This window comes from Reticulibacter mediterranei, assembly GCF_016587455.1.
In genome coordinates, this window is the sequence record NZ_BNJK01000001.1 from 7,716,673 (window position 1) to 7,739,088 (window position 22,416).

A 22,416-nucleotide genomic window follows, 5' to 3' on the forward strand; every position below is an offset into this window, starting at 1 on the left:
AAGTAGGTGACGCTCTGAGGAGATAAAGGAGCCTCTCTTTTTGCGGTATTTCATCTATTCTACAGATCTTGGCTGGCGACCTGGCACAAACATATCGCCGATCCTGAAGCCTTCTGGGCAGGCCGTAAAGGAGTGGTGAGGCAATTGGGGATGCTGCTTGAGCCATTCCCCAGCCAACGTCGCAGCATGCTGCTGATCCTGGGCATACACGAAATGGTATTTCTCTTCTGTTGCTTCGCCTGTCGGAGCAGGTTCATCGGCATATGCCCGTACCAACCAAAGCATCAGGAACTCTTCCCATACGATAATATCTATGTGATCAAAAGAAAGACGAAGGCCCGTATGCTGCGAAAGCGCCATGATGATTTTCTCAGCATCATTTCTCAAGATGGGGCGCTCAAGCAACGCATAATAGAGTGTATCGGTCTCGACGCCAGCTTGACGTGCCAGAGTCGGAACATCAAAAGGGTAGAGTGTTCTCATCTGCTCTAGTGTGGGCTTTTTTCTTCTCTCAATCATCCCGTTGTATCCTCTCCTTGAAGATGCACTTCAACTATCATTCACCTGTGCCGATACAATCAAAAAAGCTTCTTGAAGAGAGACTACCATGTCCTCTGTTTGTTGTCAATAAATTGCATGCAATTTATTGCACCTATTAGATTGCATGCAGAAGTTTGGAGGCGCTTCTTGTGATGCATCCCTGTTACAATCTCGAAAAAAGAGTCGAGGAGCCATGCCAAGAATCAGATTGCGCATAAAAGAAGTGGCTGAAGAGCAAGGGATCACGATGACACTCCTTTCCCACAAATCCTATGTGGCATTGAATACGATCCGAGCTATGTATCGCAATCCCTATCGAACGATCAATACTGATACCCTCCAGCGACTCGCGAACGCGTTAGGAGTATCGGTGTTCGCGTTGATAGAAGAAGTCCCTGATGAGGATGTAGACGTTTAAAAAGCCCCTTGAATCTCTTTTTCATCCACTTCGTCTCATTTTGAGATGCCCTTCGTTCTAGGAGAGGTATCTTATAAGTAGTTGATACCGAAATCTCCATGTATACTCATCTCAGAGAAGAAATTCGTAAAACCCTTCTTAATTGGGGATTAGGCTGTTTTCTAGCTATCAGGGATGGGATAACGAAACATGGAAGATATCCATTCGATCCTCGTCAATATTCTTTCGAATGTTCTCTGGCTACCTGTCGGTGTCCTGCTCGCATATGTTGGTTTTTGGATACAGATACGCTTTCCCAACAGAAGACTGTGGCAATTGCAAGATCCTTCACGGCTGGTGGTCTGCGCTGCCAGTTCCACTACCACCAATACGGGCGTCTATCGCCGTCCATCTACAGGCATTGGACAAGTGCGAGCGCTCATTGTCGCCACACGCTCTCTCACGCGTGCCTACCGCAGACAGTTAGATATCCAAAATATTTTGCTCTCGAATGAACCGCTTCAAGAGCGCATTGAACATGACCTCTTGCTTCTTGGAGGACCAGAGAACAATGAGGTTGCAGGTAAACTGCTTGACTTGCTCGCCAATGAGCAGCCAGCCAGAATGATTGGGCATATGATTCTCTGGAGAATAGACTATAGAGGAGATCAGTGGGTGGATCAAGGTGCCCTCGAATATGAGGGACATGCCATCAATCGCAAAGTGGTCATGGATTATGGTCTCATTGTGCGTGTAGACAACCCATTTACCTCACGCCATCGCACAGCCATTCTTTTTGCTGGTTCTCATACCTATGGTACAATAGCGGCAGCAAAATTTTTTACGGAGGATTTGCACAAACACCTCGGAAAGCTTACAGCTCACGGGAAGAAAAACCTTGTGGTCTTGGTGAGCGCGCATATTGTCAATGGATATCCAACGAAAATGAACCTCGAAAGAAGTTATGCATGGTAGAAAGACAGCAGGATGCGTCCACACATCAAGTCATCTCATCGGTGTATGAAATAGAAGAACAAGCACTCGTCTCAAAAACCGGCAATGATGAAACGTGTGAAGATGCAATCTATATCGGCTCATCCTTTGTTGCAGTGATCGATGGAGCCACCTCGAAAACGGAGAGGAAGTGGAACGGGAAGACGGGCGGAAGAATCGCCGCTTTGACGCTGCAAGACGCATTTGCGCACCTTTCCCCTGATGCAACTGCACGCGAGGCGGTAGACCTCCTGACCTCTGCAATCAAGCGTCTGTATGAAGAATATGAAGTGCTTGATATCGTCCAGGCAGATCCTGTACAACGTGCGACGGCCTGTTTTCTCGCTGTCAGCTTCTCTCGCAAAGAAATCTGGTCGGTTGGGGATTGCCAGTGTTTGCTCAACCAGGAATTGGTACAAAACAACAAGGACATTGATACAATTACTGCGAACGCTCGCTCACTCTTCTTAGCAGCAGAAATTGCTCAGGGGAAGACTATCGAAGAACTGCGAGAGCATGACACGGGAAGGGAGTTTATTCTTCCGCTCTTAGCGCACCAAACGTTATTTCAAAATAATCCTGCTGCCGGTCAGTATTGGTTCCCGGTGATAGATGGCTTTCCAGTACCCGATGAAGGTATCTTTGTTCGACAGTTCCCAACCGATCTCCACACGATTGTTCTGGCTTCCGATGGCTACCCCTATCTGCGAGAGACGCTCGAAGTATCGGAACAACTATTACAAGAGCTTCTTCGTGAAGATCCTCTGCTCTTCCGTCGATATAGAGCGACAAAAGGGATGAAGCAAGGCAATATCTCGTTTGACGATAGAGCGTATGTGAAGCTGAAAGGAAGAGAAGCTTCAAGTGGTCCATGCGTTAGCGAATAGAGTTATGTGTCAGAAGATTTTTTTGCTTCAATTCGAGGCTTGACCGAGCATAATGTGCTTATTTGCTGTCAGTGGAGAACAAGTAACTTTGAGGATGAGCGAGTTCCACTGGTTCTGTTGTATAGGTCGTTCACCCGCATTAGCTGCTCATCACATCTTTAGAGTGTTATTAAATCATATCAGCGCTTGGGTTCATCTTTCAGATACTCAGCGAGTATGATTCCTAGATCAGCAATCTTGATCCGCATACCGATAATGTGTTGCGCATCCTGGATGGTCAGTTGATCCTCATAGATTTGGAAGAGCATGTTGATTACCAACACACCATCGAGGGAAGGTGAGTGCCGAACTATAGACAAGAATAAATCATTAGTTAAGCGATATCAATATTTCAGTAAATTCATGTAAAAAAACTTTTAATGTACTATTTGTATGTAATTAGCTGCAAATGAATATGATTGATATGCCTACAAATAAAAATAAACATGTAATAAGTTTTCTAAATTAGAGTTTTATTGACAGTTTTTTCTGCATAGGATAGAATATTTTATCCTTCTCTTATGAATAGCTCGATTTCTTTTTCCTTTTGTAGTTGTCTTGGTATCGGAAGGAGTGGCAGCAGAAAGGAAATAGGACACGGATCGTCATTATCAACGATCATGCAACGAGATGTTGATCTTTTTCCTCATCTGGCTCTAGCCCTCGCTCAATGGGCGAAAGAGCGCTTTATTCCTTTGCCAGCACATGTGCCTAATTTTTCTACGTGGCGAGGGACATTTGCAATCTTAGCTATGCGCATGAACATGCGTCATCTCAAAAATGTTCGTTATCCAGAATATCCTGCTATTGATCTGCTTCCTCAGCTTTTTGCTCGACCCCTTTGCGAGTGGTATCCAGATCCACTCGATTCTTTGCCCGATGAGATTGACCCAGGTTTGCCACTTCTTCATGAGCCTTTTCTTGGTGAAACATCATTAGATGAACAAGTTACCCTGTATTTGGAGCAAAGGGACATTTCTGGTGATATCTCCTCTTATGGATTACAAGCTATACTAGACCAGCGTTGGATGCGAGAGTTAGTATTCTGGGGAAGAAAAGACCCTGCCAATCGAGAAGCAGAATATCGTCTCATTCGGCGCTTTTTGATTGTGCATCCCCGAACTACAGAAGCAGAGTTACAAGCTGAACTTTCTTCTCTACGTCTCTATAATCCAGCATTAGTTGGAGAGAAATATGAGCAAGCTTGCGTATTTGATTCGTTTGTACGACATGATGGGCAGTACTGGATCTGTCCTCACTGCCAGGGTTTTTTGAGCTGGATACATGGTCGAGTTTGTTGTGCAAAGCATATCTGTGGACAACTTTATCCTGGTTATCAGGGAATGAAGCCAACTGCGCCGAGCATGGATATGCGTCGTCTTAGTTGGATTCTTCATGTACGAGTATGCTTACCAGGGCAGACAGAAATAGCTTTGTTTGAACGGCTACAGCAGTTCGAAAAAGATGGGTTACGAATCACTTTATGGCCTGGAGTAGACGCCTATGATCATCGTTTAGACTTTCCGGGAGGAAAGATCCGTTGGGCCATTGATGTCAAAGACTATGAAAGCGCTGAAACGCTGGCCCGAGCTTTGTTGAAAGATCCATTTCCTCGTTATCTTGATAAGCCAGATCTACTATGGCAACGTGCCTTTTATGTCATTCCTGGCTATCGGCTTCAATTAAATCCTCGCTATCTCCATATTTTGCGAAATAGAACAAAAAATCATGCAGCCTTTCAAGATGTGATGTTCTGCGATGAGGAACATCTTGTTAATTTGGTTTTACAAGAACTGGCGACGCGATGCTCCTCACCTGTTTCACTCTAAAAAGAGAGAGCTTCTATGTATAACCGAGCCTGGCATACAGATTTGAGTAAAAAATTGGAGCGAGAAGACGAAGCCAAAGAGCTAAAGGGACGCTATGCACTTGTATTTCAGGTCGAGTTAGTCTTATATCTGCTGGAACAATTGCAGATGGAGAAAGCTGTTCGCGCCCCCTGGTTTCTCTTGAGCGGTTTACCTCTTCCTCTCCTGGCAACGCGGTTGACTAGAGAGCAACAGCAGATTCTTGCGCGTGCAAGAATTCTCTCGCCATATAGTGGGCGTTTCCGTTGGGTGACGGATCTACGACGTTATATGAGAGTTGCTGTTAGGTGGCGCGCTTATAATGTGAAACAAGGGAAAATTGGACGCACAGGCAATCGAGTTGAGCGATTTGACGTGTACGAACGATCTTTAACAACTCCTGTGCCTGAACGCTTTCATCACCAGAAATTGGCAGCAGCGGGGGAGCGGGTCATGTTTGAGGTCTTTCGTTCTACAAAGATGGAGGTGAAATTAAGCATCACTCCAGAAATAGCTCAGGTAGGACGTTATCCTATTCCCTGGTTTACTGCCCCCTGCCAACGGGCTGATGCCATTGTCCTCTCACCAAGCATGCTTATTACAACTGGACGTAATATGACCCTGCTTGAGCAACGCTATCTCCAAACACAAGGCGTGGACAATGGAGGAACGGATTGGGAATACCTTGCACGCAATATTCATTTTCGCAAAAGATATGCAGATGGTAAACTGAGCGGGGTGAATGAGGCGCCATTCGTTTTGCAAGGACATGCACATTTGAGTGGAACTATTTCCGCTGGGAAAACGAACCTTATGAAGTTTATTGCTTTCCTTGCAGCACAAGAACACTGGCGTGTAACTCTCATCGTTGGCGATGTGATGACGGCATTAGAGCTGGTTGACTTCTTTAATTGCCTGTTTTGTGGTGATGAAGACCCACCAGTTGCAGTGCCTATCCTGGGGAAAACAACATTGCGTAAAAATCTTTCTCGATTATGTAACACAACCAGCTATCAACAACGTCATCGACATCGTGCCTTGCGCTATCTCGATATGGCTTGCTTGCTCCTGCATGAATGGCCCAGTCCTGTACCAGAAGGAGGTGTTCTCGGTCAGGAACCCTGTCAGCGGCTGATCCACCTTCCATCGAAAGAAGAGGAGGAAACAGAGTTGTCTGAAGAGGAGACGAATCGACGCCCACATAAAAAAATATTGCGTTCCTGTCCACTCTTTTCCATCTGTCCGATGCAACGGGCTTATCGGGATATGTTTCATGCCTCTATTTGGATCACAACTCCTGGTGCATTGGGATCGGTGATGTTGCCTCATCAAATAGAGGCAAGACAGATGGCCCTCTGGGAGCTTATTTATGAACAATCAACGTTAGTGTGTTTTGATGAGGCGGACACCATCCAAAACTGGTTTGATCGGATTTGCGCTCCAGAAATTCTGTTGATTAATCAGCACGGTATTTTTGATCGTATTGATCCACAAGTGGCCGATGAATGGATATGGCATCGTATCTTGGAGCCGGAGAGCCAGCGTTGGGTTCGGGCTGAGCGACATGCTATTGCTATTACCTCCGCTATTTTGACGCAACTTGATTATTATGGGAACTTGGCACGCTGGGTCTATCGTACCTATTTCACAGCCTACAGTTTGTTTTTTCGCTTGGCCTGTTGTTTTGCCGGTATTCAGGAACCACCTATTGTTTTTGAGTTTGACCCGGATTACGATGACGATGATCTTCAGGACGATCCAATTTTTCCCAAACAACGGAATATACCCCTCCAGAACAAGCAATTCAATAAAATCATGAGCTGGTTTTATCAGGTGATGGAAAGTGATCCTCAACAGGTTCCTGTTCCTCCTCCCAAAAGAAAAGATCCAGTTCACCAATTGCTCATGATAAGAAGAGATATCCTTGTACAAGGATCTTGTGTTGAAGAAGCACAACAATGGATTACCGCCTTTATCCCGAATATTCGTACCTTGTTGCGAAAAAAACAGAGCCTTGCTCGTCCAACGCGAGGACGTACATCTGGCAAGTCTGTGCTACAGGTGATAGAAACTGTTGAAACTCTCGCACTCAAATTGGATTTTGCACTGATGGTTTCGCTCTTAGATGCAGAAATGCAAACGATGTATGATGAATGGTACAGTGGCCTGATCAACATTACGGGCGATTATCGTTTTGAACATGCTCCTCGTCACATGCTTGGTTTGTTGCCAACGCCTCCTACCGGAAGTCTTTTTGGCTTCTATCACCATAAGAATGAAGCAGCGCGTCAAGCGGAGCGTGATCCACGGGAGGAAGAGCCTGCAAAAACGCCAAGCTTACAGGTGTTTGCTTATTCATTGGTGGGACGGGAATTCCTTACCCATTTTCATCAACTCTGTACAGCTATTGATGGGCGAGATGGACCACATGTGCTTACTCTTTCTGGAACTTCCTGGTTGCCTCATTCCTCTCTCTGGCATATTGATGTGCCATCTATGGGAGTACTCGAACCTAACAAGGAAGCCAAAAGAGCGATCGCTAATAGTACCTTTACATTTCTCCCGCAATATGAGGAAGTAGATGGGCAGGAAAAACCGATCTTTGTTTCAGGGACGAAATTGATGCTCCAAAATCTGCAAAAGGTTGCCCGTTCATTGGCTCGCGGACAGCAGGACCATTTGCGGAAAGCATTACAGAACATTCGCGAAAAAGAAATGGCAGCCGATGAAACAATTGCTCAATGGTGGAGAGATCGAGAGCGGCTCCTGTTACTGGTCAATTCGTACGATCAAGTCCATGTAGTCGCACAGGAAATTGCACGCACGCCTGGATTGATGGGACAAGTGTATGGCCTCAAGCGTGGCACTAATATGGAGGAAGATTATTTTGTCGAGGTCTCTCAATGGTACAAAACGTGCTATCGCAGTAATTTTGAGCAATTTGGCGAGACCGAACCAGGTTCGATTTTGGTTGCCCCTATGCAAGCGATAGGGCGGGGATATAACGCCCTCAACAAACAAAAAATTGCCGCGTTTGGCGCAATCTATTTTCTGACGCGCCCCATGCCTCATCCCTTTGATGCCCAAGCACAGGCCAGTGAAATGAATAAAACAGTGCTTGATTGGTGTAGTAATCCAAAACATCGATTATGGCGTTATAAAGATGTTTATCGTATGGGCATGTCTCTGCGTCAGGAAGCCTATCAATTGTGGTATGAAATGGATCATCGTTACGGATATCATTCGCTGTCTGTTGACAAACAAAAGGATCTGGCCGCAACGACCGCTGGACTTATTATGCAAGCATGTGGTCGGCTCATTCGAGGAGGAGTTCCTTTTGATGCTTATTTTGTGGATGCCGCCTGGGGTCCAAGACGTGCAAAAAAAGTGCGGCAGAAAGATACGCCACGCAATAGTCTGCTTGCCGCAATCATTGCAGTGTTGCTTGATTATGCCAAAGATCCAATAGGTGATGTCCTGCTGGGTCCATTTGTCCAGGCATTGAAGAACACAAAGAATTTTTCCTGTTCTATTTCCTTCCGACAAAAAAAGTGAAGTGAGAGTATCTATGAGTTATCTACCAAATCATATGCTTCTGGCTCGCTTTTATCTGCGCCCTCAAGCGTTACAAGGAAGAGTTGCATCCTTTCTCGATTTTGTTTGGAGCGAGCCATTGAATGCCTTTATCGAGCAGTATGCCCTCCGATCATTGATGGAACGTCTCCAAATTTATCTACCCCACAACCGTTTAAATCGTGCTATTCTTGCCCAATCACTTCCTATTGCCCATCCATTTGAATTGTTTCGTATTCCAGGTCAAGACATATCCACCGACTATTATCGTTGCATGCTTTCTTTAGAAACGGAAGAGCGGCTACTCCCCACACCTCAAGACATACAGCGGATCGTAGCCATCTGGCTACAGCACTGGTTCCAAAGTGCCTTCTCTAGCAAAGATTTAGGAAGTGTAGCTCGTCAAGTTGAACTCTTGAATAGATTGAATGATGTAGCATACTCTGTTGCTCCAACATGGTATCAACGAGAGCTATATGATTTCTGGACGTTGCAAGAAGACACGCGTCGGTATCATGCTATTCCAAGTGTGTTAGCTAGCTTGCTCCACAATCAGGTCTCTGTGATTGATGGTATCGAGGTAAGATGGAGGCTGGCATTAGATCAGAAGCACCACCTTGTAGTGGTCAGTGACCCTTTAATCTGCGAATATCCGATACGAGATGAGGATGGACAAATCCACTGGAAGGGAGGAACTTTTGCCTATAAGCTCAGTTTTGCTCTACATACATTTGCGGGAGCGCAGGAACAGTGTGTACATATTTTTCTTTCCTGTACACGCTATCTTGACCAGCCTGTGACGCGCTTAAAGCGAGGCCATGAGATCACCATTCAGATGCGAACCTCAAAAGCAAGAAAAGAAGGCTGGCCTGTTGCTCAGACGCTGGTTCCACTTTCAGCTATTACCTATGCCGGACTCGAAAAAGTGCGATGGCATGATTCTCTCGCAGAATTGCTCGAACGGTTAGAGGTGAGAATGTTGGCAGACCCGAAAGATATTCTCGCATCACCTCTGGTGTATCGGACGCCCAATATGACTACCCGCTGGGATCAGTTTCTTCCAGTGCAGGCTGAGTGGATCAAACCTTCTCATGGAGTCAAAACGGGATTTAGCTGTCAGGAACGCCTGGAAACGATACAAAGTTTGCTTCCCTATTTGGAGGAATTTCTGCAACCTTGCTCTCCATTGCAACGTGACAGTAAAACAACTATGCCCAGGAAAATATGGTCTCTTCTACCGTGGAACGAACTTCATACACATGCCTCTCAAGAAATATGTGCTGCGACCGTTCAGCAAGCGATAATGCGTGCGCTTGGAGGAAAGTTGTTGACGCTCCTGGTGTGTTGGTATACGCGGCGAACACGAGATGCTGTTTACAAACAACTTCGCAAGCTATTGTTTTTGACTGAAGCCTCACCCTGGCCTGAAAATATCAGGGTGATTGACTATGGTATTTCGGAAAAACTTGTTGGATCTCTTGATTCTGGGAATCTTGATCCACAAGATTTTTATAATACGGCTCGTCCAAAGGATTTTTTTGTTCAATGGAATAAGCAACTGGGACATGCCCGCGCCGAGCGTTTGCATACGTGGGAGCAAGAGGTCTGGTCCCAATTGACGATTGAGCCAGATAGCCACAAATTGGTATTAATAGAACTGCCTCGATCAGGTAAAGACATCCATCCATCACAAGGGCCAAAGGGCATACTCCGCCATCTGGTAGTAGTTGATTGGCATGCAGGCAATCAGATGCTTCATCCCATGCTGCCTCGCTATGATGAAGATCATCAGCCATTGCCAGAGAATTCTCGAAGATCGCAAGCAAGGGTCAAAAATGCCATTGCTGATTTGCTGTTTCGACAAACTGGTGTTGTCTTTGAGCCTCCCACAGCTATTTATACCCAGCAAGCCAAGCTACCGGCAGCAATTGCTGATGATCTGACAGTGATTGGTCTGTATTATAAAAAAGCCAGACGAACTTATGAGCATCCAAGAATTGAGCTTCCGCTTGCAGTCCGCTTACAGCCTTCTGGGGTTGCAGAGATATGTCTTCCAAAGGAAGAAGGAAGAAAAGGGGCGTGGTTTCCCTATCGAGATGCAGCGACTACAGAGTTAGGTCCGCGATTTGCTGCAAAGAAAGGGTTGATGTATTCATCGTCAGAGAGTCTTCTCTTTCTACAAGAGATTTTGCAAGAGCAGCGAAGCCACCCAACTCTGGTAATTGTGTGTGCTAGCGACTGGAGGAGTAATATCTGGCCGCAATTAAGAAACGACCAGTTGCAAAACCCTCATTGCCTGGACATAAACAATCCCAAGCTCAATGAACTTCCTGTCTTACTTCCTATCACACCAAATACAGACCCGTTTTTACGGGTAATCAGGCTTCGGGAGCGAGGCAGTGGCGGAGAAACACCGCAATATATCACAACACGAGAACAGATTTCATGGGATCAAGCACAGATGGCAAAAGAGTCACGCTCTGCCTTTGGATGCGTTGATACTTCTGTCACAGGCCCATTTTTGCATTATCTTTCACTAGCAGATAAAACCGTATTTGGGGATGTCTCGGATTTATTAGAGCGGCAATTTCAACGTTTGTCTGAGCAAGAACAGGAAATCATATACTGGCTGGCGATTGAGCAGCAACCAGTGGTGTTTCAGCATCTATGGGAATGCCTGGTTCATCCCGTCTCAAAGAGTCTTTTACTTGAAGTGCTAGCCTCATTACGCCGACGATCTTTAATAGAAACAGATCGGAGAGGTCAATATTTTCTGCAATCGGTGATCTCAGAATACGTACTGGAGAAACTGACAAAACAGATTTACCACGAGCTTGATAGAGGGCAATTCAACTTTTTTAGCAAAGTAGCGCTTATGCAAGCGCAAGTCCGGGAAAATATTAGAATTATTCAGATACGGCTGATCGTTATGCCTCTCCTGGCTATGCTCAGAGGACATTTGGGAGAACAGGGAGGTATAAATAAGTTGCGACACGCCCTTACTTTGCTCCATACTCACAACCCGCAAGAATATGACTATGCAGCAAGCAATCTACTTCACCTGTTGATTCATATGCGGATTAATTTGCGTGGTCTGAATTGTTCCTCCTTGTATATTCAGCATGCTTATCTGCGAGGAGTAGAACTGCCGGAAGTAGATTTTTCCTCGGCCAGTTTCAAAGCATCTACTTTTACCGATACATTTGGGTCCATATTTTGCGTAGCATTTAACGCTAATGGCTCGTTATTCGCGGCGGGTATGACTAATGGAGAAATTCGTTTATGGCGTGCATCATCCCTGGAACCAGTTCAGACACTCTCTGGGCATATAGATGGTATCCGTGCCATTGCTTTCAGTCCCAACGGCAGGCTCTTAGCCAGTTGTAGTCACGATCAGACCATACGGATCTGGAATGTGCTAACAGCTCGCTGTCAAAAAGTCTTATCCGAACACAATGGTCCCGTTCGTTCTCTTGCTTTTCATCCATCTGGCCAGCTTCTGGCTAGTGGTAGCGAAGATGGCTCTATTCTAGTTTTCAACATGGACACTGGTGAATGTATCAGGAATTTAGGAGGCTATGGCAGATGGATACTGACTATTGCCTTCAGCCCTGATGGATCTCTGTTGGTCAGTGGCGATGAAGAGGGATGTATCAAAATATGGGAAGTTGCTAGCAGTCATTGTGTAGAGACGTTATCGGCACACACATTCAGAATACGATCATTGGCATTCGCGCCTGGAGGAGATATTTTTGCCAGTAGTAGTGACGACCGTACTATCAAGGTGTGGGATGCACGCACCAGACAGCTTCTCTATGTATTGGAAGAGCCTGTAGCTCATTGTACAAGAAGCATTGCTTTTAGCCCAGATGGCAAAAAACTTGCCGCCGGAGGCGATGATCAGGTCATCTATCTCTGGGATCTTGCCAGCAGGAAATGCCAGAGTGTGCTTCAGGGGCACACGAATCGCATCTGGTCAGTGGCCTTCCATCCCGAGAAGCCGTTATTGCTTAGCGGAAGTGAAGACCAGACAGTGCGCTTATGGGATTGGAATACGGGGCACTGTCACTCTACTCTCCAGGGGTATCGTAGTATGTTCTGGTCAGTTGCGTTCAGTCCTGATACGAGGTTATTGAGCAGTGGAGGCGAAGACAGTGTATGTAGAATATGGGAGTTTGCTACTGGACGTTGCCTCAAAATGTTGTTTGGGCATACAAATCAAATTCGCTGTACTGCTTTTAGTCCAGATGGCACGATACTTGCCAGTGGCAGTGACGATTTAACGATTCGTCTGTGGGATATCGCAACCGCACAACCTTTGAATGTCTTGCGCGGCCACAAGCATCTGGTACATTCGCTGGCCTTTCACCCAGATGGCAAGATTCTGGTGAGTGGAAGCCATGATAAAAGTATCCAGCTTTGGGATGTCAATACGGGCAATCCTCTCGCTTCCTTGCCAGATCATTATGGCTTGGTCTGGAGTGTGGCTTTCAGTCCAGATGGGCGCTTGATAGCCAGCGGCAGCGAAGACAAGCATCTACGTATCTGGGATGTGGAGACTCGCTCATGCCAGGCTCTTTTACAGGGACATAGGCATCGCATCTGGACGGTGGCTTTTAGCCCAGATGGTCAATTAGTAGCCAGTGGTAGTGATGATAAGACGATTCGCATCTGGCGGGTCAGCGATGGATTATGCTTGGTTTCTCTGCAAGGACATACCCATTGGGTTCGCGCGCTGGCCTGTAGCCCAGATGGGAAAACGCTAGCGAGTGGGAGCCATGACAAGACGATTCGTTTGTGGAATATTAACACTGGTCAATGTCTGGCTACTTTGAAAGGACATGAGAGTCGGATCTGGTCTGTTGCTTTTAGCTCCGATGGAGAAATGCTTGCCAGCGGAAGCGATGACGGCACGATCAAATTCTGGAACAGATATACTGGTGAGTGCTTGCAAACATTGAGATGCGCGAGACCATATGAGGGTATGAATATCACGGGAGTCGAAGGTCTCAGTGAAATGCAGAGAAAGGCCCTTAAAGCATTAGGAGCTATTGTAAGATAGAGATTAAATGTTGCAGGAACTTGATCTTTGTAGGAATGATCTCTAACAGATCTTTTGTGATCTATATATCAATCTAGTAATGGACGCACAGATAAAATGCTAAAGATCATTCTTACTGGGGAGGCCGCCTCCATGAAAGGGATGGTGGCAAACGTTTTTGCCACCACGACAAATATCAGGAATGACTTGTGCTACTATCGTCAAGTCTAGACAGCGGATTGGCGTTCCAGTCTTCAGCAGGAAAATCGGGTATGTCCATCAATTGGAGGAGCCGCCTTGCTTGATCTCTCCTATGAAGACAACCTAATGTTACTAATGCTTTGACCGTATGTTGTACGCTCTCTGCTGTCATATTTGCCTGTCCATGTAGTATCCTGCTTAGATGCTCGCGCGTATAATTCAGTTCAAGAGACAGCTCTGTCAAACTGCTCTTTCCTGTTTTAAGATAGGCTTTAACACTCTTTTGGAATGCTTCTCTGTCTCTCATCTAAATTTCTCCTGTTTATGGTTTGGACACAACGAATCCCTGTCAGCCTGTTTTGTGTGCCTGGATCTTGTTGACCACCCGTTCATAGGCTATACTGTCACTGTTATTAGCAATAAATGCGATATATAACCATGAACATGTACTAATACTGGCAAGTATATAGTGTGCATTTGCTCGATCATTGATCTATTGAGATTTCGCACTAAGCATAGCAGCATCGGTGTTGACGGGTCAGCCACAAGATGATGATGAAGTGACATTGTGTCACTATAAGACAGGTGAGAGTTGATTTATGACGATGGAAACCTTTGGCGAAACACTTAAAAGACATCTCAACACAAAAAAACATAATCAGAGCTGGATTGCCAAAGCCCTTAAAGTTGATCGAACTACTATCAGTAAATGGATCGCAGGTGCTAATCAAATTCCTTATGATGCTGTTCAAAAGATAAGCACACTACTTGCACTGGATAGTAGAGAGAGAGAAGAGTTCTTTAAGTCAGCTGGGTATCCACTACCTCCATCCACTCGCGTTGATTCGTATTATCGTTCCTCTATAGTAGAGACCCTGGCAGATAATTATGTGTCTCGTGCTTCTGAATTGAAGATACTCAAAGCTAGTATTCTTGGTGAAGGGCAACCACGTTTTACGGCCATTACCTCGGCCCTCAAAGGTGCTGGCGGATATGGAAAGACGACACTTGCGCAGGCGCTCTGTCATGATAAGCAGATCGTAGCAGCTTTTCCTGATGGTATTGAATGGATCACATTAGGAGAAGCAACCACTACTAGATACCTTGTTGAGCAAATAAAAGGATTAATCTACCGTTTGCGCCGAGAAACTCTTCCAATAGAGAGCTTTGAGGTGGCGAAGGCGGAACTGCGTGCCACTCTCGAAAATCTCCGTCTTCTCTTGGTCATAGATGATGTATGGCATAAGCCTGATTTGAACCCATTTCTTGACGGCGGCCCACGATGCGTAAGGCTTATTACCACGCGAAATGAGGGGATATTGCCGGCGGATATTCCCTGTGTCGTCGTCGATGCAATGAAACCAGAAGAGTCTGTACAACTGCTCTACGCGCACCTCGGTCCACAGGAAGAATTTGGACGATATGAGAAGATGTTTTATCTGCTTGCGCGGCGTTTGAAAGATTGGCCTTTGCTTCTCAGTCTGGCGAATGGAATCTTGCGTAATCGTGTTAGACGAGCTGGCATGACCATAGTAAATGCGCTAACGTACCTCAATCATGCACTTGATGCACGTGGGCTAGTAGCATTCGATGCACATCAGTCACGAGCACGTGATCAGGCGGTTGCCCTGACGTTAGATGTAAGTTTTGCTCTATTGAGCGAGACAGACTATAAGCGCTACCTGAAACTTGCCATCTTTCCAGAGAATATTTCAATCCCCTTTGATGCCATTCATCGCCTCTGGCAGACCGTTTCGGATTTCGACGAGCTAGATACAGTAGAGGTTTGTTTTCAGCTTTACGAGTTATCTCTACTACGATTCTTCAATCTGGCCGAGCGTTATGTACAACTCCATGATGTTATACGCAGTTATCTTTATCTCAAGCTAGGAGACGACGTATCCCTGTTTCAGGTGCAATTTCTCGACACGTTCCGAGTCAAACACTGGGCTGATTTACCAGACGATGAGATTTATTTGTGGAGATACCTTATCCACCACCTTGTTGAGTCTCAGCAAAGGGATCTCCTATGGAGTACAGTGACCAATCTACGCTATCTAGCAAAAAAAATCTTTCTACAACAGAGTGCATATGCCGCAGAAGCCGATCTCGAACTGGCTGGCAAGTTAATCTCCTCTGATAGCATTGAAGGTTCTTCTCTGAATGTCTTACGCACTCATCTTGCGAGAATTGGGGATCTGCTTTATGCGTGTAAGACATTCCAGGAAGTCGAAAACACGTTGCTTGCCCATGTATATCATTTGAGTGTGTTCTCTGCAGCCTGTCTGACCTTTCAACAGGAGATACCTCGTCCCTTGCTCATACCGTGGCACCCCTTACCAGACACAAGAGATACTATTCTCATCCGTACTTTGCATGGACACAACGGTCCGGTTACTGATTGTGCTATCAGTCCTGACGGAACATGGATCGTTTCTGCCTCGGAGGACAGAACTCTCAAGCTCTGGGATAAGCATACAGGCGCTCTCCGCTTCACTATGGAAGGGCATACGGCTCAGGTAACATGTTGTTCCATTACACCAGGGGGAAACCGTATCATTTCTGGTGCCAGAGATGGGATAATCAAGATCTGGAATGCTTATACAGGGAATGAATTATACAGTTTCTCCGGGCATACCAATGCTATAACACGTTGCGCCGTGAGTTCCGACGGGAACTGGTTCGTTACCGCTTCAGAGGATCAAACTCTCAAGCTTTGGAGCCTCCGCACGGTCAACAAATTTCCACCGCTTCGGGATTATCGTATCTCTCAGATTCGTACTTTGCAAGGGCATGAGGGTGCTGTGAGGAGTTGTGCCGTGAGCCCTGATAGTACGTGGATTGCCTCCACCTCCGACAACTGCACATTGCGCCTCTGGGATACCCGTACAGGCTCACAGATTGCTCTTTTTCCAGTAGAGGTAGAGGAGGATGGATTGTCGGACACTATACCTGACAGCGCTATTAGTCCCGATGGTGCGTGGTTAGTTTTCCCCTATGGTATAGGAATAAGGGTATTGGATCTTCCAGATCGCCAAGAGCGCTTTACTACTGCTGGACATGTTGGTATTGTAGTTGGGTGCGCTATTAGCCATGACGGTCATTGGATGATCTCGACATCTACGGATGGAACGATGAAAGGGTGGAGGACGGACAAAGATCTGGATATTTTTATTTTTCAAGGTCATGCTGATACAGTAAATCGTTGTGCAATCAGCTTGAGCGGCGATTGGCTTGTTTCAGCTTCTGATGACAAGACCTTGAAAGTATGGCAAGTGCCTCTAGCCTTTGAAAACAGGCTACCTGATGAGGATGAATATGCATTTGGTCTGGTTGGCTGTGCTATCAGTCATTCAGGAGACTGGGCAATTTCGGTAGCATTACATGGCGAGATTAAGTGCTGGGATACCTACCAGGGAAGTGAGCAGCGTATACTCTCGTTGGAAGCAGGCTCTTATGCAAAATGCGCTGTGAGCCCTGATGATGCCTGGATTGTTACTGGTTGCAGTGAAGGCACGCTAACTATTTGGGACGCTCAGAGTGGAGTGGCATTGCACACTCTGGTTGGTCATCAGGGAGCTATTAATGATTGCGCTGTAAGCCCCGGTGGGAACTGGCTCGTCTCAGCTTCAGAGGATAGAACCCTTAAGACCTGGAATACAGGTTCAGGCCATGAACTGCTGACGCTTTGTGGGCACTCCGAATCTGTGAATGCCTGTGCTATCAGCCCTGATGGAACCTGGATCGTTTCTGCTTCCAGTGATCGAACCCTTAAAACGTGGGATGTACAAACGGGGATGGTACTGAATACTTTTTTGGGCCATGCTGAAAAGGTTTGCGATTGCGTCATAACGCCTGCCGGAGATCGCATTATCTCTGCATCTGCTGATGGTACTTTACGGATATGGAATGCAAATAATCCGAAGGAGGCACCTATTATGCTGCAGCATTCTTCACCAGTACAACGCTGCTTGATTGGTTCCACTGGGCATATTATTGTTTCTCTCGCAGGGACGCAACTAAAGCTCTGGTCTCTAGATACCTACGTTTCCCTCATGACCTTCTACTCGCATGCCGTTCTTGCAGATTGTGCATTGCATACGGATGGTACGCATCTCATTGTCGCCGCTGAGAATGGCTTATATTTCCTCCGTGTCGTGCTGACTGCAACCGTTGACAGCAACTCTCCTCAACATCTCTAATTTTTCATTCCCATCCAGAAATATTTATTCTTGTTTTTGCACTTACAATAGACGTTAGTAGACTCTGGTAGAGGGGGATGTTAAACCTTGAAACGAGTGTCAGACTTTGAAGTTTGGGGCGTCTGCCATGGGAGCGAATTTCTATAAAGTAAGTGAACTAGGAACAAATCACCCCTATTGAGGACGTGGGCATTGGGAAGGTTCCTACCAGCCTTTATCAGAAGACTTTGAGCAGCAACCGGGGCAGCAACGCCCACAGACATCGGCAGATTTTCTTGCTCTTCCATAGGCATTGCCCCGGCATTTTACGCTTGCAATAGGCATCAATAGACTGGAATAGATGAGAGAAAACGTTTTATTTATGCTCATGGTATCTTAAACCTGTACGTCAGGAAGTCTCTCTTGAAAGCGTTCAGCAAATAGGCACCCATATAAATCGCTGGCATCATCCAGGCTAGAGTACGGAAATGTGTGTCTCTATCTTACTGGAAGTATCTTCCTCATGAAAGATATCGTCGCACCAAGAAAGGTGAGGGATATCATCAAGCGACTTTGTTCCAGTGATGAGCAGGAAACGAAGAGAATACAGGAATAGAGTTCTCTTGAAGCCAACACGTCTTTTTTGAAGGATTTGTAAATTGGTGCACATCCAAAGGCTCATTCTGGCTTGTAATAACTCAATATTTTTGTTACGATAACCGAAATTTATAGACTTTATGTAATTGTAAGGGCGAGTCGATGAGCGATATAAAATTATTTAACGTGAGTAATGGTTCAGCGCAAGAGGTGCAAGGAACTTCCATTGCAATTGAAAAAACACTTCAAACCTTGATAGAAAATCACCTTGAAGTATTTCTTGGTGTACGTTTTCTGGCAACTGAACATTCTACAGGAAAGACACACGGAGGGAGAATAGATACTCTCTCTGAGTATTGATGAGAATGGCAGCCCTATTATTATAGAATACAAAAGAGTACTTAACGAATATGATTAACCAGGGGTTTTGAGACACTTCATTTCGGTTAGTTTCATGTCAATTCAACAGCACCCAGGGCTTTGAGCATCATTTTCTGTGATATCGTTACCCCCTTGACTCCAGTGATATTCATACGTTCATATGGTTTATCTTTTCTTAGTGTGCGTAGGCATTCTGCAGTTTGTATATTCCAGAGCTTGATAGTGCCATCATGGCTCCCGCTAGCAAGCGTTTGTCCATCGGAGCTGAAGACTACAGATCGAACCCTGCTAGAATGCCCTTTCAAGGTATGAAGAATGGAGCCTGTACTAATATGCCAGAGCAACACAGCATAGTCTTCACTCCCACTGGCGAGAATGCTACCATCTAAGCTGAAAACAACTGAGTAGATTCGTCCGTTATGCCCTTGCAGTGTCTTTAAGTACTGTCCACTACTTACCCTCCATAAGCGGATAGTTTGATCATCGCTGCCGCTGGCAAGTAGATTACCTTGCGGATTAAAGGTAACCGACCAGATTCTCCCGGCATGGCCTTCAAGTGTTTGGACACATTGACCGCTATTCACATTCCAGAGACGCACAACCTTATCCTCTCCACCGCTAGCCAGGAGAGTACCATCGAAGTTAAAGGCAACAGCACGCACGCGATCACTATGTCCCAACAAGATCTGAGTACACAGACCCGTACTCATGTCCCATAGACGTATGCCGTGATCGTCACTGCCACTAGCAAGGATGTGACCTGTAGGATCGAATGCAATAGTGCGTATCCTTCCAGTGTGTCCACGTAATATTTTGAGACACAGACCCGTACTCACATTCCAGAGACGTATACTCTGGTCAGCACTGCCGCTAGCCAGGATAGTGCTTTCAGGATTAAAAGCGACAGAGTAAATCCAGCTACTATGTCCGTAGAGCGTTTTGAGGCGCTGACCAGTGTTCACTTCCCAGAGATGTATAGCTAAATCCTCGCTGTCGCTGGCAATAATATTTCCCTGAGTATTAAAAGCGACAGAGTAAATCCAGCTACTATGTCCGTAGAGCGTTTTGAGGCATTGACCACTGTTTACCTCCCAGAGATGTACCGTCTGGTCATCGCCGCCACTGGCAAGGATCATTCCATCTGCGCTGAAAGCAACAGTGCGTATACGACCAGTGTGTTTCTCTAGAGCATGGAAACAATGTCCGGTTGCTATATCCCATAGGCGGATGGTATGATCTTCACTGCCACTGGCAACAAACATTCCGTTACGACTCCATGCAACAGATTGTACCCTTCCTCTATGTCCCTGCAGGATTTTGAAACATTGACCGGTCATTACATTCCAAAGGCGTACATCCCGATCGTCACTGCCACTGGCAAGAAATTTTCCATCAGGACTGAAGACAACAGAGTAAACCCGATCAGTATGATCGTGCAGAACCGCTATACAGTGTCCGCTACTTACTTTCCAGAGGCGGATAGTGTGATCTTCGCTACCACTGGCGATGAGATTGCCATCAGGGCTAAAGGCGATGGAGCGTATTCGACTACTATGCCCCTGGAGCATTTGTATACACTCTCCATTGCTGATATCCCACAAGCGTATCGTCTGATCATCGCCACTGCTGACAATTATGTTGTCGGTCGGACTGGCACTTACACAGTAAACTCTTCCATGATGGCCCTGGAGGATATTACAACATTGCCCAGTTTCTACATCCCATAGACGTACAGTTTCATCATCGCCACCACTAATGACCGTTTTTCCGTCGGCGCTGAAAGTGACTGTGCGTATCCATTCTTTTCCGCCTGATAAAGAAAGGAGAGGAGTGCCTGTAGACAGTTGCCATAATTCGATATTCCCATTGGCCGTTCCTGCCGCGAGCAGATGGTTGGGGCCTATTGCGATGGATAAGATATTCCCGAATGTTTCACTAAAGATACACGTTGCAAGATCGGCATGGGCAAAATTAGCATCAGTAAGAATGGCATCTTGCAGGTACGCTTGCCTGACGATCAAGTGAGAAAAATCGTAACCTTGGAGGGAAATATCTAGTTGGCGCAGCAAGTTCAGCGTATTCCCGGCAGCATAGCTGGAAAGCTGGGGCTTTGTTGCCTGTAGCTCTAAGAGAAGGTTTCTCAGTTTCTTTTCACTTCCCGTCTGGCTAAATGTCGTACGCAGACGTTCCGCAAGAGGAGCTAGGATGAGACAGTTCTGACTCTCACGTGTGTAATCTTTCGCCTGAGCTTTTATCAGAGCATGGCTCTGGAATAATTCTATATGTCCTGTGCTAATTTCCTGGTATATCTGTTCAACGAGGCGATCAGTGGCATACTCTAGAATGACAGGTTGGAGAGAAAAACGTGCGGTATCAAGGCTTTCAATCATGGATCTTCGACGTAAAGACTTGAGGGCTTCCAGCAATTCCCCCTTTGGAACCGCGTGTACAATGTCTTCCCGTAAGGTGTCTAATGCCGTTGCCTCACGCTCGATAGCGAGCCAGTAGAGAATCTCTTGTTCAAGGGAGGAGAGACGCTGGAATTGTTGATTGAGGAGTTCATAGATATCGCTTACGATAACTTCGTTTTGCGCTAAAAAGGTAGCGATATCTCCATGAAATAGCTCACGAATAGGTTCGGAGACTAATTTTAAAGCCAGGGGATTTCCCGAATAAAGCGTAATAAACGTTGTCCATGTTGTGTCAGAGCCTGCTAAATCTTCATCTTTGAGGATTTCTTTTGCTGTTGTTTGCTCTACACCATAGAGTTGCAGGGAACGAACGGGGAGTGATTTCCCTTCCAGCCGAGGTAGTTCGCGTGGCTTCTCGCGGCTGGTTATCAGGAGACAACTGCGATGGTGAGTTTCGCCAATCAATTCAAGAAGCCGACCAAAGGCAGCATAATTATTCTGATAGTTGCCAGCATGTTTGCCACTTTGAAGTACCGACTCGAAATTGTCTAAGACGAGTAGACAGCGTTTTTTGCGTAAATACTCTATGAACAGAGCGATTTGAGCATCAACATTTTGCGGCAGGTTCTGGTATTGTTGGTTGGAGAGAAAAACGAGACATTTTTCGAGGATACTTTCCAGTGGAGGAGCATTTTGTAAGGAGCGCCAGAAGATGTAGTCGAATGCTGGACGGAGCTGCCGTGCCAGTTTGGTCACGAGGGCTGTCTTGCCAACGCCTCCCATACCCTGTATGACAATAACCCTGCACTGATCCTGTATAGCCCATTGATGAAGTGTTGTCAGCTCTTGTTCTCGACCATAGAAATGCTCGGCAGCGGGAGCTTCTCCCCAATCGGCTCCATGAACGTTGTTTATTGGTGCCTGTATAGTAAGAGAAGAGGTCGTAGTAGCCTTCAGTTCATTGCTTGAGAGAATGATGGTCGTGTTATCTGGAGCCTCTGGAGAAGAGGTCAGTTCTTGATGAGGAACAGGGGCAGACGTAGCTGTGGGAAGATGCGTTTCTAGAGAAGCGGTCGCATGCCACTGGAAGAAATTAACCATCAAAGTGAGTATACTCACGGCTATGCCAATCACTATAGAAATGGCTGTTAACGTGGTAAGGCCCTGTACAATCCCCTGTTCCAGTATGATGAAGAGAGCTACAAAAATAACAGCAATGATAGCCACTGTAACAACAGCAATGACAATCCAGGTCATTCTGGAAGAGCGTTTGCCTCTCCGTTGATGGTCCGAAGATAATTCCTTCTGTCGTGAGAACATACCACTGC

The 22,416-nt window shown here is 46.0% G+C and carries 10 protein-coding genes and 1 pseudogene; 8 read left to right on the top strand and 3 right to left on the bottom strand.

Features of this window, described 5'->3' with window-relative positions:
* Positions 1-54: 54 nt before the first annotated feature.
* Complete coding sequence (locus tag K3T83_RS33135; protein WP_220207194.1) at positions 55-519, bottom strand: hypothetical protein; 465 nt, start codon at positions 517-519, stop codon at positions 55-57.
* A gap of 214 nt (positions 520-733) precedes the next feature.
* Here K3T83_RS33135 and K3T83_RS33140 point away from each other — a divergent pair, with 214 nt between their 5' ends.
* From K3T83_RS33140 to K3T83_RS33150, 3 genes are all read left to right on the top strand, one after another.
* Positions 734-958, top strand: a complete 225-nt coding sequence (locus K3T83_RS33140; protein WP_220207195.1) for a helix-turn-helix domain-containing protein — start codon at positions 734-736, stop codon at positions 956-958.
* Positions 959-1,147: 189 nt separating this feature from the next.
* The gene (locus tag K3T83_RS33145; protein ID WP_220207196.1) at positions 1,148-1,912 is read left to right on the top strand and encodes a hypothetical protein; all 765 of its coding nucleotides are present in this window, start codon (positions 1,148-1,150) and stop codon (positions 1,910-1,912) included.
* Complete coding sequence (locus K3T83_RS33150) at positions 1,906-2,817, top strand: PP2C family serine/threonine-protein phosphatase (RefSeq protein WP_220207197.1); 912 nt, start codon at positions 1,906-1,908, stop codon at positions 2,815-2,817. The genes K3T83_RS33145 and K3T83_RS33150 overlap by 7 nt, the downstream gene beginning before the upstream one ends.
* A gap of 179 nt (positions 2,818-2,996) precedes the next feature.
* On the opposite strand, the gene K3T83_RS33155 is transcribed toward K3T83_RS33150, so the two are convergent.
* On the bottom strand, positions 2,997-3,176 hold the full coding sequence (locus K3T83_RS33155) for a hypothetical protein (RefSeq protein WP_220207198.1): 180 nt from the start codon (positions 3,174-3,176) through the stop codon (positions 2,997-2,999).
* 300 nt (positions 3,177-3,476) lie between these two features.
* On the opposite strand from K3T83_RS33155, the gene K3T83_RS33160 reads away from it, so the two are divergent.
* The 5 genes and pseudogenes from K3T83_RS33160 to K3T83_RS33180 form a co-directional block, all read left to right on the top strand.
* The gene (locus K3T83_RS33160; protein ID WP_220207199.1) at positions 3,477-4,685 is read left to right on the top strand and encodes a restriction endonuclease-related protein; all 1,209 of its coding nucleotides are present in this window, start codon (positions 3,477-3,479) and stop codon (positions 4,683-4,685) included.
* A gap of 15 nt (positions 4,686-4,700) precedes the next feature.
* Positions 4,701-8,258, top strand: coding sequence for a pPIWI_RE_Z domain-containing protein (locus K3T83_RS33165; protein WP_220207200.1), 3,558 nt, complete (start codon positions 4,701-4,703; stop codon positions 8,256-8,258).
* A 13-nt stretch (positions 8,259-8,271) separates the two neighbouring features.
* Entirely contained in the window at positions 8,272-13,338 is a 5,067-nt protein-coding gene (locus K3T83_RS33170) for an RNaseH domain-containing protein (RefSeq protein ID WP_220207201.1), read from the top strand.
* Between the two features lie 779 nt (positions 13,339-14,117).
* A complete protein-coding gene (locus K3T83_RS33175) occupies positions 14,118-17,720 on the top strand; it encodes an NB-ARC domain-containing protein (RefSeq protein ID WP_220207202.1) in 3,603 nt (1,200 codons plus the stop codon).
* 738 nt (positions 17,721-18,458) lie between these two features.
* A pseudogene (locus K3T83_RS33180) lies at positions 18,459-18,705 on the top strand (DUF91 domain-containing protein); the annotation flags it as partial.
* Between the two features lie 43 nt (positions 18,706-18,748).
* Here K3T83_RS33180 and K3T83_RS33185 read toward each other — a convergent pair.
* On the bottom strand, positions 18,749-22,408 hold the full coding sequence (locus tag K3T83_RS33185) for a WD40 domain-containing protein (protein ID WP_220207204.1): 3,660 nt from the start codon (positions 22,406-22,408) through the stop codon (positions 18,749-18,751).
* Positions 22,409-22,416 lie beyond the last annotated feature (8 nt).